Annotated in this window: 16 protein-coding genes; 11 read left to right on the top strand and 5 right to left on the bottom strand. The window is 35.4% G+C overall.

Features of this window, described 5'->3' with window-relative positions; translation table 11 throughout:
• Nucleotides 1-2 precede the first annotated feature (2 nt).
• Complete coding sequence (gene phnE / locus BV906_RS16900; protein WP_087974805.1) at nt 3-806, top strand: phosphonate ABC transporter, permease protein PhnE; 804 nt, start codon at nt 3-5, stop codon at nt 804-806.
• A gap of 297 nt (nt 807-1,103) precedes the next feature.
• On the opposite strand, the gene BV906_RS16890 is transcribed toward phnE, so the two are convergent.
• Complete coding sequence (locus BV906_RS16890) at nt 1,104-2,324, bottom strand: dicarboxylate/amino acid:cation symporter (RefSeq protein ID WP_087974803.1); 1,221 nt, start codon at nt 2,322-2,324, stop codon at nt 1,104-1,106.
• Between the two features lie 357 nt (nt 2,325-2,681).
• Here BV906_RS16890 and BV906_RS16885 point away from each other — a divergent pair, with 357 nt between their 5' ends.
• The 8 genes from BV906_RS16885 to BV906_RS16850 all read left to right on the top strand — a co-directional run bounded on the left by BV906_RS16885 (nt 2,682) and on the right by BV906_RS16850 (nt 9,519).
• Entirely contained in the window at nt 2,682-3,335 is a 654-nt protein-coding gene (locus tag BV906_RS16885; protein ID WP_087974802.1) for a helix-turn-helix transcriptional regulator, read from the top strand.
• A 90-nt stretch (nt 3,336-3,425) separates the two neighbouring features.
• Nucleotides 3,426-3,818, top strand: coding sequence for a RidA family protein (locus BV906_RS16880; RefSeq protein ID WP_087974801.1), 393 nt, complete (start codon nt 3,426-3,428; stop codon nt 3,816-3,818).
• The gene (locus BV906_RS16875) at nt 3,818-4,927 is read left to right on the top strand and encodes a threonine synthase (RefSeq protein ID WP_087974800.1); all 1,110 of its coding nucleotides are present in this window, start codon (nt 3,818-3,820) and stop codon (nt 4,925-4,927) included. The genes BV906_RS16880 and BV906_RS16875 overlap by 1 nt, the downstream gene beginning before the upstream one ends.
• A 71-nt stretch (nt 4,928-4,998) precedes the next feature.
• The gene (locus BV906_RS16870) at nt 4,999-6,105 is read left to right on the top strand and encodes a D-TA family PLP-dependent enzyme (protein WP_087974799.1); all 1,107 of its coding nucleotides are present in this window, start codon (nt 4,999-5,001) and stop codon (nt 6,103-6,105) included.
• A gap of 304 nt (nt 6,106-6,409) precedes the next feature.
• Nucleotides 6,410-6,859, top strand: a complete 450-nt coding sequence (psiE, locus tag BV906_RS16865) for a phosphate-starvation-inducible protein PsiE (protein ID WP_087974798.1) — start codon at nt 6,410-6,412, stop codon at nt 6,857-6,859.
• Between the two features lie 474 nt (nt 6,860-7,333).
• Nucleotides 7,334-7,696: a nucleotide excision repair endonuclease gene (locus BV906_RS16860; protein WP_087974797.1), complete on the top strand. Its 363-nt coding sequence runs from the start codon at nt 7,334-7,336 to the stop codon at nt 7,694-7,696.
• Nucleotides 7,697-7,854: 158 nt separating this feature from the next.
• Nucleotides 7,855-8,781 carry a TRM11 family SAM-dependent methyltransferase gene (locus tag BV906_RS16855; protein WP_245844278.1) on the top strand — a complete coding sequence of 309 codons (927 nt, stop codon included), beginning with the start codon at nt 7,855-7,857 and terminating at the stop codon, nt 8,779-8,781.
• A 159-nt stretch (nt 8,782-8,940) separates the two neighbouring features.
• Complete coding sequence (locus BV906_RS16850) at nt 8,941-9,519, top strand: general stress protein (protein ID WP_087974795.1); 579 nt, start codon at nt 8,941-8,943, stop codon at nt 9,517-9,519.
• Nucleotides 9,520-9,676: 157 nt separating this feature from the next.
• Here the strand turns inward: BV906_RS16850 and BV906_RS20170 are convergent, their stop codons facing one another.
• The 4 genes from BV906_RS20170 to BV906_RS16830 all read right to left on the bottom strand — a co-directional run bounded on the left by BV906_RS20170 (nt 9,677) and on the right by BV906_RS16830 (nt 13,181).
• Nucleotides 9,677-10,282: a DUF6366 family protein gene (locus tag BV906_RS20170; protein ID WP_342744411.1), complete on the bottom strand. Its 606-nt coding sequence runs from the start codon at nt 10,280-10,282 to the stop codon at nt 9,677-9,679.
• Between the two features lie 192 nt (nt 10,283-10,474).
• Nucleotides 10,475-10,912, bottom strand: coding sequence for a hypothetical protein (locus BV906_RS16840; protein WP_087974794.1), 438 nt, complete (start codon nt 10,910-10,912; stop codon nt 10,475-10,477).
• Nucleotides 10,913-11,532: 620 nt separating this feature from the next.
• Entirely contained in the window at nt 11,533-11,703 is a 171-nt protein-coding gene (locus tag BV906_RS19585) for a hypothetical protein (RefSeq protein WP_176330388.1), read from the bottom strand.
• 596 nt (nt 11,704-12,299) lie between these two features.
• A complete protein-coding gene (locus BV906_RS16830) occupies nt 12,300-13,181 on the bottom strand; it encodes a DMT family transporter (RefSeq protein WP_087974792.1) in 882 nt (293 codons plus the stop codon).
• 128 nt (nt 13,182-13,309) lie between these two features.
• Between BV906_RS16830 and BV906_RS16825 the strand changes: the two genes are divergently transcribed.
• Together BV906_RS16825 and BV906_RS16820 are read left to right on the top strand one after the other, a co-directional pair.
• The gene (locus BV906_RS16825) at nt 13,310-13,909 is read left to right on the top strand and encodes a helix-turn-helix domain-containing protein (protein WP_425435206.1); all 600 of its coding nucleotides are present in this window, start codon (nt 13,310-13,312) and stop codon (nt 13,907-13,909) included.
• A 558-nt stretch (nt 13,910-14,467) separates the two neighbouring features.
• A complete protein-coding gene (locus BV906_RS16820; RefSeq protein ID WP_087974790.1) occupies nt 14,468-14,956 on the top strand; it encodes a pyridoxamine 5'-phosphate oxidase family protein in 489 nt (162 codons plus the stop codon).
• Nucleotides 14,957-15,147: the final 191 nt, after the last annotated feature.

Genomic DNA, 15,147 nt, shown 5'->3' with positions numbered 1-15,147 from the left:
AAATGAATGCTATAGATAAACAGTATCATCTAGAACCAAACCGTCGCTTCTCGCAAATAATCACAGGATTGATCTTGATAATCCTATTTGGTTGGTCGGTGTCTGCCATCCAATTCGAACAGTTAGCTACAAATGGACTTACAATCGCAAAAAATATCTTATTAGGTCTCGTTCAACCAGATGTAGAATTACTGTTTAATTTTACGAATGGCGTACCTTATTTACTCATTGAAACAATGGCAATAGCCTTCTTGGGTACTATAGTAGGGGCAATTCTGGCTATTCCACTTGCTTTCTTGTCTGCTTCAAATATTGTCCCGAAGCCAGTTGCAAGTATTGTTCGTATATTGCTGGTTTTTATCCGGACGATTCCTGCCATTGTTTATGGACTAATGTTTATACGCGTAACTGGTCCAGGACCGTTTGCAGGCGTATTAACAATGTCTTTAACAAGTATAGGAATGTTAGCTAAATTGTATGTAGATGTTATAGAGGACTTGGATACATCAATTCTTGAATCGATGGAATCCCTTGGTTGTACGGTTATGGAAAAAATTCGCTATGGCATCTTTCCACAACTTTCAGTATTATTTCTATCCATTATAATTTATCGATATGATATGAATTTGCGCGATGCAGCTGTTCTTGGGTTAGTAGGAGCAGGCGGTATTGGCGCACCACTTATTTTTGCAATGAATTCATATCGATGGTCAGAGGTTGGTTCAATTTTAATTGGCCTAGTTGTACTTATTTTAATCGTTGAATATATATCCAACAAAATAAGAACAAAGTTAGTAAGGGGGTAACATATTTCTCTATTAAACAAATAGTCTACTAGTCGGCTGCTGTTTAAGTGATAAATAATGGAGGTTCATTATGAGAAAGGCTAGTCTAGTTTATTATCGATTTTATGTATGACCATGGTTACATTTATCTCTATTGCCGTGAATGCCGAAAATGCACAAAATCCAGCGCCAATCTTAACGCCAAATAATCTTTTGCCAGTCCACCGCTTTACAGTGTTAAAGCGGTGGACTGGCACTATATTCTCATCTAATAAGTAGTAGGGTACGAAGATACTACCCATTACTTGAAATTCTACTTTATGCACTTATTTCATTTGATAGCTTCTCTTCTCGTTTTTCTTCCAAAGCATTTACTACAACTGCAGCGGAACCATCACCTGTAACATTGACAGAAGTCCGGATCATATCCAAGATTCTGTCAATACCTGCAATAAGGGCAATACCCTCAACAGGAAGTCCTACAGAGGTTACTACCATCGTAAGCATAATCAAGCCAGCTCCAGGAACTCCCGCAGTACCGATGGAGGCAAGCGTTGCAGTTAAAACAATCATCAACTGTTGCGCAAAGGAAAGATCAATTCCGAAGAATTGTGCGATGAATATTACACATATACCTTGATATAATGCGGTTCCATCCATATTAATGGTGGCTCCCAGCGGAAGAACGAAGCTGCTTACTTTTCTGGATACACCAAGGTTTTCCTCAGTACTTTTAATTGTAATTGGCAAAGTTCCAGAGCTGCTTGTTGTACTAAATGCCACCAAGCTTGCAGGAGCAATTCCTTTAAAAAATTTCCAAGGATTCATGTTTGCAAAATATTTAACAAAAAGTGAATAGGTTAATACAGCGTGAAGGATGCATCCGGCATAAACGATTAAAATAACTTTCAAAAGTGGAAGGAGTATAGAAGCACCATACTCTCCAACAATTGGTGCGATTAGACCGAAAACCCCTATAGGAGCCAATTTTATTACGAGGGATGTAATTTTATACATAATTTCAGCAAGTTCATCGAAGAAGTTATAAACTGTTTTTGCCTTGTCACCTAACATCGTAATCGCGAGACCAAGGAAGATGGCAAAAAAGATGATTTGCAGCATATTACCCTCTACCATTGAAGCAATAGGATTAGTAGGGATGATGTTTAATAATGTATCAACTATTCCAGGAGCCTCTGTAGTCTCTAACTTTTCTGTAGATTGAGTTATATTGATACCAACACCTGGTTTAAAGATATTTGCAAGGATTAATCCGATTGTTACTGCAAAAGCTGTGGTTAAAAGATAGTAAAAAAAAGTTACTCCACCCATACGTCCAATTTTTTTAATGTCCCCTGTACCTGCAACACCAACCACGAGGGATGCAAGGACTAAGGGAACGATTATAAACTGAATCATACGCAAAAATAAATCACCAAGTGGTTTAACAACCTCGATACTTGGCCCAACGATAGCGCCGACAATAATAGCAATTACGAATGCAATCAAAATTTGTGTGAGTAATCCAATTTTTTTCATATGAACCTCCTTTAATTCTGAATGATTAAGTGAAGATAGCAAGAGAAATTAATATAAACATTAAAACTTACAAAATATACAATAAACAATAGATAAAAATGAGCTAATCTACTTTCAGTTCTCCACTACTACTGCTGCTGTATTATATCCCTCCTCTTATCCCTTTAGAAAGCGGTTACATTTTCCCTTGGAATTTTAAAAAGTACTTATCCCTTTTATATAAAAGTTCAAGGAAATTGTCAATAACTATTTATAAAATATTCTAAAAAAACTGAAAATATGTAAAAAGTTATTGATTTTATATAAAAAATTATATAACATAGTTATTAGAATGAGTTTTGGAAAGGACTTTTTTGAATGAATACAATTCTTGAACAGTACATCCCGGTAGCGGAGGTGATTGCAAGAACCTTTGGCCATGATTGTGAAGTTGTACTACATGACTTAACCGTTCCACAAAACTCAGTTGTTTACACGGTTAACAACCATGTAACTGGCAGGCAAGTAGGGCAAAGCTTTAATCATTTAATAACCGAAGTATTGCTTTCACAAAATTTCACAAATGACTTTTCAACAAATTATTACTTTCAAACAGATGATGGTAGATTAATAAAATCTTCTACATTGTTAATTAGGGACGAGGAAAAAAAAGTCTTGGGAGCACTCTGCATTAATATTGATACGACTAGAATCACTGAAAATATTAACTGGTTAAACAGTTTGATTCCAGATCACCCAAACCATGAGCCAGAGCCTATTTACAAACATGTAAATTTGAATGAAATGGAGCATATTCAGGAGATTGCTAATGATTTGATCGATAAAATTATTGGTGACGAGCAAGTAGAGAAATTAAGACGAGATGAAAAGATTGAAATGATTCGATTTATGGAGGAAAAGGGGGTTTTTCTCATACGCGGCACAATTGATAAAGTAGCTGAGAAATTGAATGTTTCCAAAGTGACTGTGTACAGTTATATTGAGGAAATTAAAGAAAAAAGCAACAAGTAATTGGAAATAAATATTTAGTTACCTTTTTACTATGCTTATATAATTTTTTATAAGATTTATTAAATACATTCTAAAGAGGAGGACAATATTATGAAATTTATTTCGATTAATGGTGCAAAACCAAACCCAGGGCATTATTCTGCAGCAACCCAAAAAGGAAACTTGCTTTTCATTTCAGGGCAGCTACCGGTTGATCCCTTTACAGGTGAGGGAACAAGTGGAGACATTACTGATGAAACAAAACAAGTACTTTCGAATGTAGACCACATTTTAGAAGCAGCAGGTGCAAATAAAAAGGATATTATGAAGGTCACGATTTATATTTCAGATATATCCTTATGGGATAACGTGAATTCATTATACAAACAGTATTTTGGTGACCATAAGCCAGCACGGGCCGTTGTTCCTACCAATCAACTGCACTATGGATATCATGTTGAACTTGAGGCAGTTGCTTATATTGATGAAGAAAAGGAAGATTGATGATGAACTATATTTGTTATGACTGTAGCACAAGATACCTTTTGGAGAGTAATAAATGGAAATGTGATTGTGGAGGGCTGCTCGGACTTGAATATGAAAAAGAGGCCGTTGATTTTTCAAAAACATCTATATCACGAAATCATTCACTCTGGAAGTATATTGATGCATTGCCATTTGAAAAGGACGATGTTTGGCAGGAGATTACATTAGGAGAAGGAGACACTCCGCTGATCAAATTATCTGAAAATCTCTATGCAAAAGCCGACTTTTATATGCCGACGTTATCATTTAAAGATCGAGGCGCTGTACTCCTTATTGCCATGGCGAAGAAACTAGGCTTCGATCGAGTAATTGCAGACAGTAGCGGGAATGCGGGGACAGCAATTGCGGCTTATGGAGCAAGAGCAGGAATCCAATGCGATATTTTTGTGCCTGATTCTACTTCCGTAAAAAAAGTGAAACAGATTGAAGCCCACGGCGCGGTGATTCATAAGATTCCTGGATCGAGAGAAGACACAGCCAAAGCGGCAATCACCATGGTAGAAAAAACAAATTCATTTTATGCAAGCCATATTTATAATCCTATCTTTTGGGAAGGTACGAAGACGTATGTTTATGAAATTTTTGAAAAATTGAATGAAAAAATGCCTGATGCATTCATTATTCCAGTTGGAAATGGAACATTGCTAATGGGAGCCTATATTGCCTTTGAGGAGTTAATGGCAAGTGGCCAGATTGCTAAAATGCCCAAGATTCTTGCTGTACAAGCAGAAACATGTGCACCTATCATGCAAGCATATGCTGAGGGAGAAGAAACAGTTAGGCCAATTGAAAGCTCTGGAACTTTGGCGGAGGGAATTGCCATTGCAGCACCGGCAAGAGGAACAGAAATCTTACAAGCTATTCGGGCAAGTAGCGGTGATATAATTGGCGTTTCAGAGGAGAGCATTATAAATGCAAGAAAGGAACTTGCATTAAAAGGCATTTATGTTGAACTAACATCAGCTGCTAATTACGCCGGTTATTTACAATACTTAGATAAATACCCGGAATTAAAGGAACAACAAGTAGTATTTCCTCTATGTGGAGCAGGTATAAAGAGTAATTAGGATATAAATCGTATTTTAATAAAATTGAATAAAGTTGCGCTAGCATATCTAATTATGGAGGAGTGATTAGGATGAATAGGAAAGAATTAGATACACCGAGCTTAGTCATTGATAGAGAAATAATGATGGATAATATTCATAGGATGCAATTGTATGCTGATAAATATAACGTACATCTTCGACCGCATACGAAAACACATAAGATGCCCGCGCTAGCCAAACTTCAGGTAGATGCAGGAGCAAAAGGAATTACTGTAGCAAAAGTTGGCGAAGCAGAGGTAATGGCTGAAAGCGGATTAAACGATATTTTTATTGCAAACGAAATTGTAGGCGAAGTTAAACTAAATCGGATAAAGAAACTTGCGAAAACTATTGATATTTCCTTTGGCGTTGATAGTATCGAGCAATGCAGAGTAATTGAGAGCGTATTTATAGATAGTAAAAAGCCGGCTCAAGTTCTTATCGAAATTGAAGTTGGCGAAAACCGTTCTGGAGTTATAGAAGAAAGCGATTATTTAAGTTTGGTAGATTATATAAAAAGTTGCTCACATGTAAATTTAAAAGGGATTTTCTCCCATGATGGTCATACTTACAAAGCGAAGGACCTTGAGGATTGCCGCCGCTTATACAATGAAGCACAAAAACGTACCCTTCGTTTTGCACATCTTGCGGAGGAACAGGGATGTCAACTTGAAACAGTTAGCATTGGATCTACACCGCCGCTGCTGCATGATTTTGGAGTGATGGAGGGAATTACCGAACTTCGTGTTGGAACATATATCCTCATGGATGTATCCCAAGGGAATGCAATTGGTTCATATTCTAGTTGTGCTGCCAGTGTCCTGACGACCGTTATTAGCAAACCAACTAATGAACGAGTCATTACCGATGTCGGTGCCAAAGGACTAACCATGCAGACGAGAAGTGAAGGAATTTGTGCAACAACTGGAATAGGCTATATCAAAAATTCCGACCATGTGCATATTGATCAACTCTTTGATGAACATGCAATTATATATAATGAAAGATTTAGGAATCAAGTGAAAATTGGTGAAAAGTTGGAAATTATTCCGAACCATATATGTCCAGTTTGTAATCTATATGACTACGCCTACCTTGTTTCTGGGGATGTGGTTGTGGAAGAGATTCCAATCTTAGGTAGAGGGAAGCTGCAGTAAGGAACGTTCAATAGAAGTGCCACTATAGCAGTGCCTATATAAATTGCCTAGTACTCAGAATCTGGGAATTAACGCCTGGATTTGAGCGAATTTTATGTAATCAGATGGCTGTCCCCCACCGCTTTAATACTGTAAAGCGGTGGGGGACAGCCATCTGATTTTTAACTATTTCTTTTACAACGCTTATCGCAGGAGATGATTCACGACCACTCAATTGTACAAGGTTTTCTTTAATAAGCACTTGTATTTTAATTAATTATAGTGAATAATATTATCTTGAGATAATAAAGACTGGAGGTATTTAATGGTTAAGAAAAAGATTGATATGAATGAAAAAATGAAGTTAATTCCGCATGTTCTTCAATTATTTCTGAATGTATGCCTTTTTCTGTTAGCATTGGTTTTATCTTTTCTTCTTGTGGGGGAAATTGTAAATTTCTTCCATTTATTAATAGTGGATGACAGTAGTGATTACAAGATATTCCTTGCAAATATCCTTGTATTCTTCCTATACTTTGAATTCATTACGATGATTGTAAAATATTTTAAAGAGGATTATCATTTTCCATTACGCTATTTTATTTATATTGGGATCACTGCCATGCTTCGACTGATTATTGTAGATCATGAAAAACCAATTGATACATTAATTTATGCCCTGGTCATTCTTATACTAATTATCGGATATCTCGTTATTAATATCACACCCCTTGAAAGACCTAAATACCCATGGACGATGAAAAAAAAGGATTAAATCACAATTTAATATGTATCCCTATGTTACGGAACTACTTAAACTTACATATCCCCTCTGAAATCTGATTTTTAGGAGGGGTTAAATTTATGTATTTCTCCTTTACCCGAGAGGAAATTCAATTTTAGAAAAGGAAATAGAAGTTAGGCAGGATGTAGCGGTTAGGAATTTATGATTGGTCCAAGGAATTTTATATGGAAGGGCTATACGCCATGTGGATGGCGTACAAGAAATACCAGCAGACAAAGGACCTCTCGCAACTTACTTCAACTACACCCATCCCGTTAAAAGAGGATCAATGTTACATTATATAATTACGTTATGAGAAACTTTAATGCTCTTAACAAAAATCAGATTATTATTTTATATGATGTTACTACTTGTTTTTAAGTTTACCTTCTAGTTCCTTCTTCCACAAAGGGACTGGTTTATGATACTCTTTAAATTAACGTAGAAAGAGGAAGTGAAGCTTAAGTGATAGATATAACCATTCCGAAGCCAGATGTTACCATTACGAAACAGGATAATCCGGAGTTAAGTAATATTTATGGATTTACCGATTTTCACTTGATCACAAGAGAAAAGGGCGGTATTTTTATGTTTTATAACGACAATGATGAGTTATTATTTGTCGGCAAAGCTAGAAAGTTAAGACCCAGAATTAAAAAACATTTTCAGGATAATGTATCGCCAATGAAGACGCACCGCGATGAAGTTACGAAGATTGAGATTTGTTTGGTTGAAGAACCAGCCGACAGAGAGATTTATGAAACGTATATCATTAACAAACTTCAGGCGAAATACAATGTAGATAAAGTATTCTATAAGCAAACCTGATGAATAAAAGCAATACGGACAGTCATGTTAGATGATGCCTATTGCTTTTTTTATTCCAAAAAAATGTATAATGGTTAATGTGAGATTTAAGAATACTGGATTAAAGGATGAAAACTAACTTGGAATTTACGAATCGAGATTTATCGACCTATGTATATATGTATTCCTACCCAGAGGAAGAGCGCTCTTTATGTGCTCTGGAAATGCGTTCCTTTTTTGGAAAGGATACGGATAATAAAGTATTGGAAAGTTTTGTGGAAGTTGATCCTTCCAGAAGCCCGTTTATGAAAGAAAGAATTCGTGTGATTTTTGAAGAGGAGAACTTTCAGGATCTTCTCAAACAAGCAGAAACGTTGGATTTAGACGGGGCAACATTCAAAGTGAATTATGTGAAAAATAGTGGCCTTGTAAAAGAGGAGAAGGAAGGCTTCAAGAGACGGCGTATGGTTGAGAAAGAAATTGGATTACATGTTTATGGGGAAGCGGATTTTGATCATGCCGATCGACTTTTTGGCGTAACGAACGTGAACGGGAGATGGGTATTCGGTGACTATAAGAAAAGTGAGCCTGTCTGGTTACAACATCAGAAGAAGCCACATGAATATTCGACAGCGCTGGGTACACGTGTGGCAAGGGCAGTTGCAAATATTGCTATTCCAATTCCACACGACATAAAAGCAATTGATCCCTGTTGTGGAATTGGGACAGTACTAGTTGAAGCCCTTTCAATGGGGATTGATATCGTAGGAAGTGACCGAAATCGTCTAATCATCAATGGAGTCAGAGAAAACATCGAATATTTTGGTCTTGAGGGAGAAGTAAACTTAGCAGATATTCGGGATGTCACGGAGCATTATGATGTCGCAATTATTGATTTGCCTTATAATTTATGTTCGGTTATCTCAGATGAAGAGCAACTGGAAATGCTCCAAAGTGCTCGGAGATTCGCAGATAGATTAGTCGTAGTAACGGTAGAGCCGATCGATGAAGTTCTTAAAGCAGCTGGATTTATGATTACGGACCGAGCAGTAGCTAAAAAAGACATATTAGGGTTATTTACTCGTGAAATAATCGTATGTGAGTGATATTAACTAGCTTAACAGAGGGGACACTACTTGTCTTCTCTGTTTTTATTTGCAAAGAGTTCATTGTTTTTTTAACCATCTGTCAGTGTGTAGGTGATTAGATTTTATCAGATCGGGAATGCACGAAGTATAGATAAAAATAAAGGAGCTGATGTTAAAATGGATAATAAATTAATCGGTGGCGTCTTTTCTAATGTTAAGAATGCAGAGAAAGCAATTAAAGACTTGCAAGCACAAGGATATGGAAAAGAAGATATATCCGTTTTTGCTAAAAACAAGGATAAAGTAAAAGATATCGAAGAGGAAACAAACACAGACGTATCCTCGAATAAAGGGGGTAGAGGCAAAAACGCCGGAAAAGGTGTCGGCATTGGTGCTGCTTCGGGCGGAGTGCTAGGCGGTATTAGTGGTTTGATCGTTGAAGCCGGATTATTAACAATCCCAGGTGTAGGTCCACTACTCGCAGCCGGACCGTTGGCAACAACACTAGCTGGTCTGGGTATTGGAGCTAGTGGTGGCGGACTTGTCGGTGCATTGGTTGGAGCCGGTATACCGGAAGAGCAAGCGAAACAGTATGAGCAGTATCTGAAGGACGGAAAAGTCATTGTATTGGTAGAAGCGAACGAGAATAATGAAAATTTTGTCTACGGCACCTTCTTAACAAACGATACGGTTAACAAGACGATGTATCCTGAAGCAGTCACTATTGTAGGAAATGATTCGAATAAACGATATTAGTATTTTTCAGGAACGAAGGAGAGGAGAACTTTACAAGAGTTCTCCTCTCTTTTTTTACCGTGCACATGATTAAGCTATACTTGCTTCACATATTTGATATTGAAGTGAGTTAAAATCTATGAAGTACATGAAATCTCAAATGAAAAATCCTGATATATCAATAATAGTTTAAATACACAGTATCATTAAATGTCGTTCCAAAATGACTATATTCTATATGAACGTTATTTATTTCTTCATTATGAATAACACTAATCCCATAAATTTCATCATCTCTTGAAGCAGTTCCATCATCTAATTTTTCATAATTAGATGATGGTGAAGTTCCTGTTTTTATGACTATCTCATCTATATTGGTAAAACCATATTTTTTCGCTTCTTCACTGTTATAATCATCCGTTATGGTGAACCCTTGCAATGCATTACTAACTTGCAATCTTGTTTCTAAAGGTTTTTCATTATTATTTACCGAAACATCTACTATTTTGACTTCACGAAAACCGTTATTACCAATACCAATAACAACCGATTTATTATCTTCACTTGAAGCAATAGTACCAATCTCCAATGGTGGATTAAATTTTAATAAAAAGAAAACACCAGCAATAATTAATACAAGAATCAATAATCCAGTACCTTTCCAACCTAAACCACCTACTAGATCAGCAAGATTGCTCCCGTGGATACTACTAGAGGGATTTTTTAATTCTCCTTGTCTCATTTTCTCTCTTCTTACTTCAGGTGTTTCTTTGTCTTTCCCCATTTTTTACATCCCCTGTAAAATAAATATTCCAAAAAAATTATTGAACTCTTCTGCCAGATAGATCAACAGCCTTTCATTAAAAAAAATTTGATTGCCTTATATAACTCTGCACCAGATAGTTTAAATTAATTTTTTTACAATTATATAATACGACTGTACTTTTATGATATATGCCTATGAAGGAATTTACCATTAGTGGGTTGTTATCTTAATATTTTCCTCGCTAATTGTTACATTTTCTTTTTTAGAAACAATCCTAATAATATCCTTTACTATTTGTTGAATTGTCGCTTCCCCAATTTTTGCATCCTTTGGTAAATTTACTAATACGTCAACGTCAATATTTTCTCCAACAGAATGAGAACCTACCATTATTTCTATCGAATCAAGTCCTGTTTGTTTTGTAATGGATGCTATTAGTTCATATTTAATTTCGTTTAGTAAATATAATATGTCATCATTTTCTTCGTTTGAAGAAGTAACTACTAGCTTCCCAACATTAGGCTTACTTACCTGTAATATAATATCTTCTACGGTAGCGTAAGACTCCTCACTTTGGACAGAATTTCCATTGGGTTTAAGACTAAAAAACAAAATTAAGCAGATGCTGATTAAAATAATCCTTTTCATATAATTCACCTCAGCATTAGCTTCTCTCAACAATAGCTTACCATTCAACTATCCTGCCAAAAGGTGACTGCTCTTATTGTGCTATCGCACCAGTTAACAAAAATATTATCTAATTGCAGTTAAATATTTCTATTAGAGTTCTCTTCTTTCCTTTTTCTAAGTTTCACTTTCAATTTTTCAACTCTGTTTATTTTCCTAAATGTTAGTATAGAAAAAACACAGATTATATAATACTCAAAGACATAATCAGGTTTATGCGTCTTATCTATAATTTCCAAAAAATCCCACCCCTCTTTTAATTTATGCACCAGTTTGTTGAAGAAGCGCTATATCAACAAAAGTATGCTAAAATTCCATACAATTAATGTAATTGAAAGTGTTAACCAAAATGTATTTTTATAAGTATCCTCATTGTTTTTTACCTTCTTTAAAATAGATACGAGGTTGGCACAGAACACAATACTTAAAATTGGTGATAAATAAAATCCAATTACTGTTGCAATTCCTATCATAAAATCCCCCTAAAATAAATTGTTCTTATTCCACAAACCTGCCCATAAATTTAGCAAAAAAGGTGCTTCTCCTTCTTAAGAATGGCACCAGTTACTTGAACAGAGTAATTAGCTTTTCTTTTCATTCTCAAGCTCATTGACCCTATTTTTAAGACTTGAAACTTCTCCTTTTAAATCATCAGTTGGACTTTTTATTCTATGTGTTACTCCTTTAATAATCGCTATTATAGCTATAATAAAAACAATGAATCCTGCTATAAACATAAAAATTATTTCCATAAAAATTCACCCCTTATTGAAGATTCGCATGTTAAATATCATTATCCCATAAAATTAGTAATGAAATATAGAAACCCATAAGTCCCCAAAGAACAGATACTTATAATAAAAACAGAAATTAATAAATAAGGATTCTTTCTTGAACGTAACAGATAAATTATAGATAAACACAAACTGATTACAATTATGACAAGCCATAGACTGTTTAATGCAATAGATGCATTCCCAACAAAGAAACTTACAATATAGAAAACATTAATCAATAGCAATATTAATAAAATAATTTTCTTCAAAAGTACACCCCCCAATTGAATTTCTTAACAAATAATTATGTACTTGTTGTCCTAATCTGCCAGATAGATCAACAGCCTTTTATTTAATTTTAACATAATATTCATAACATTATTAGAAAAAGAAAGGACAATCAAATTCTGATTGCCCTATTCAGCTCTTGCACCAGTTTGTTCATTAAGAAATGCGATTCTTATTAAAGAATCGCGACCGATAGTTGAACAAAGGAGTCATTTTTAAAGAATTCTTCTAATAAATGTTCTTCAATTAAATCTATTCTCGTACCGCCAATTAATCTCTATTGTTTATTCGTTATTTCTTTGCTGTAGTAAAAATAATGCTAGACCGATTAAGATGAGTGCGATACCCATACCTTGTTGTAATGAAATGACCTCATCCAAAATGAAATAAGCGAGTAGGCAAGTTCCAATGATCTCTCCTAATATAGCCATTGAAATAATCGAAGTACTTAGCCATTTCAACAGCCAATTGAAAATTGTTTGCCCTAAAATTGTTGCAATAAACGCTAATCCAATAAAGGACCACCATGTGTGTGCAGAATAACTAAAGAAGGGTGTTTGCTGACTGAAGGCAAACACCCCTAAAAGTACTGTACTACTCGCATACCCGATAACTGCATAGGGGATAAGAGATAGCCTTTTACGAACATGCTGACCAATGAAGAAGTAGGCTGTTATGATGCCGGCCGCAATAAAAGCAAGTATATCGCCAAATAATGCCTGTCCACTGATTTGAAAATCTTGCCAGCCAATGACAATACTTCCGGCAATCGCAACGAGACAGCCCGTTATAGCCCCTTTGCTGAAGCGCTCTTTGAATAGAAAATAGCCGCCAACCACCGAAAAGAGGGGCTGTAAGGTAACGATAACCGTTGAGCTTGCTACAGATGTGTAATTTAATGATTCAAACCACAACACATAATGGGCTGCTAGAAATACGCCTGATAATAATCCGAGTCCCCATTGTTTTTTTGATAACAAGCGTAATTCTTGGCGGTTCTTTTTATTAATCAATAAGAATGGCAAAAGCATTACTGCTGCAAAAAGCATCCGGTAAAATGCTGTAATTTCCGCAGGTGCATCTGCCAACTTCACAAAGATCGCTGAAGTCGATAACGCAAATACGCCCAAAAATAAAGCCATGTACGAAATAAATGGTGATTTCAATTCTGTTTCCCCCTAGATGTTTGTTTACAATAATAAAATTAATACATTATAATGTACAAACGTAAGTATAAAGTATTTATATAATCGATAAAAGTACTAATTCTCCATGTTTAGTATGTCAGCACAAAATGAATGAAACATACATTATTTTAGAAAGGGTCTTTACCATGAACAATCATCGTCTCGGGCAAACGGTATTAAATTATCGTAAAAAGAATGGTATGACAATTCGTGAGTTCGCCGAATCTGTAGGAATTAGCACTTCACTTATTAGCCAAATAGAAAGAGGACAAGCAAATCCCTCATTAAGTGTACTAAAGCTGATTGCGCAAGCATTAAATGTGCCACTCTTTACCCTCTTCATTAATGAAATTGATACGGATTCACTCATTTCGAGAAAACATTATCGACAGAAAGTATATCGCGAGAATAGTGATCATATTGTCTATGATGTGTTAACACCAGACTTCATGAAAGCACATATTGAACTCTTAATGATGGATTTGAAGGCACACGCAAGCACTACAGAAAGTCACTATTCACACGACAACCAAGAAGAAATTGCTATCGTAATGAAAGGACAAGCGTATGTTGAACTGGAAGGCACAGAATATTTTTTAAATGAAGGAGATGTCGTACGCATTCCACCAAATGTTAAACACCGATTTTTGAACAAAAGTGATGAACCGAATCATATTTTATTCGTACTAACTCCATCATTAGTTTAAATAGCCCTCCCCATGTAAGTCTTAAAAAAAAGAGTGACTTCAACCACTAAAAAGGGGCCGCCCAAAAATCGATTAAATATCGACTTTTGGAACAGCCCCGTAAAACGATTCGACTCGATTTTATTTCAAACTTATGTTCACAATCTATTCTAAACTTTAACATAGATATCCAATTTTCTTTAAAGGTGTTATTCAACAATCTGGTCCTTTGTTGAATAAAGGTCAAAGAGCATTCTTAAACTAACCTGCCCTATAGTTTAAGTGCATACTTTCACAAACTCTATAGTTATTTAACATTAAGATAAAATACCCCTTTGTTCTTATCAATTCCAATATATAAATAGCACTGTATTAACATAGCATTTTGAGAGTTGACAACAGCTATTATCAGGAAATTTAAGTGTCTGTGTATTGCCATTAAAGAGTTTACCTTCTCTATTCATTCCGGGTGTTTGGTTTCATTTTGTTAAAATTCGTTTTATAATCCGGCATGCCTGATTGATTAAAAGTTGGTGTAAAGGGTAGTATACCTTTACAAACATAAATGAGGTGATGGAAATGTCTAACATGATAAAACAAGAAGAGATGGAAACATTAAGAGAGTTAATCAAAGATGTAGACACTGCCATGCTGACTACGTTAACGGAAGAAGGGCTTATTTCCCGCCCTATGAAAACACAAGAATTAGAGTTTGACGGGGACTTATGGTTTTTCACTAAGAAAGAGACTAATAAATATGAAGAAATTTTACATGATCAAGAAGTTAATGTGGCTTATGCAGGTAAATCCTATGTTTCCGTTCGAGGAAGAGCAGAAATCGTTGAGGATTTAGACAAGAAAAAGGAATTATGGAGCAAAGCATATGAGAAAATTATGAAGACCTCTTATGATGATCCTAACATTGTCTTGATAAAGGTAAAAGCGGAAGCAGCCGAATATTGGGAAACCGGTAATTTCACGAAAAAAATCGCCTTTCTCTATAAACGCATGACAGGGGAAAATTCTGAATCGACAGATATTAATGAAACGATTGAATTGGAAAAATAACAGCAAAAATGGGTTGTCTGGTTATAGGACAATCCATTTTTTTGCTGTTGATGCAATTGTAGCTATATTAATCTTTCGGTAAATACTGACAGAACATTTCTCGTTGTTATTAATTAACATATAGAAAGAAATATTATAGTAAAAAAGGACCTCTACCTGAGATCCATATCAATATCTTTCTTAAACTTTCA

This window comes from Oceanobacillus rekensis (assembly GCF_002153375.1).
Classification (GTDB): Bacteria; Bacillota; Bacilli; order Bacillales; family Amphibacillaceae; genus Oceanobacillus; species Oceanobacillus rekensis.
This window is presented reverse-complemented; position numbering and strand designations above follow the sequence as displayed.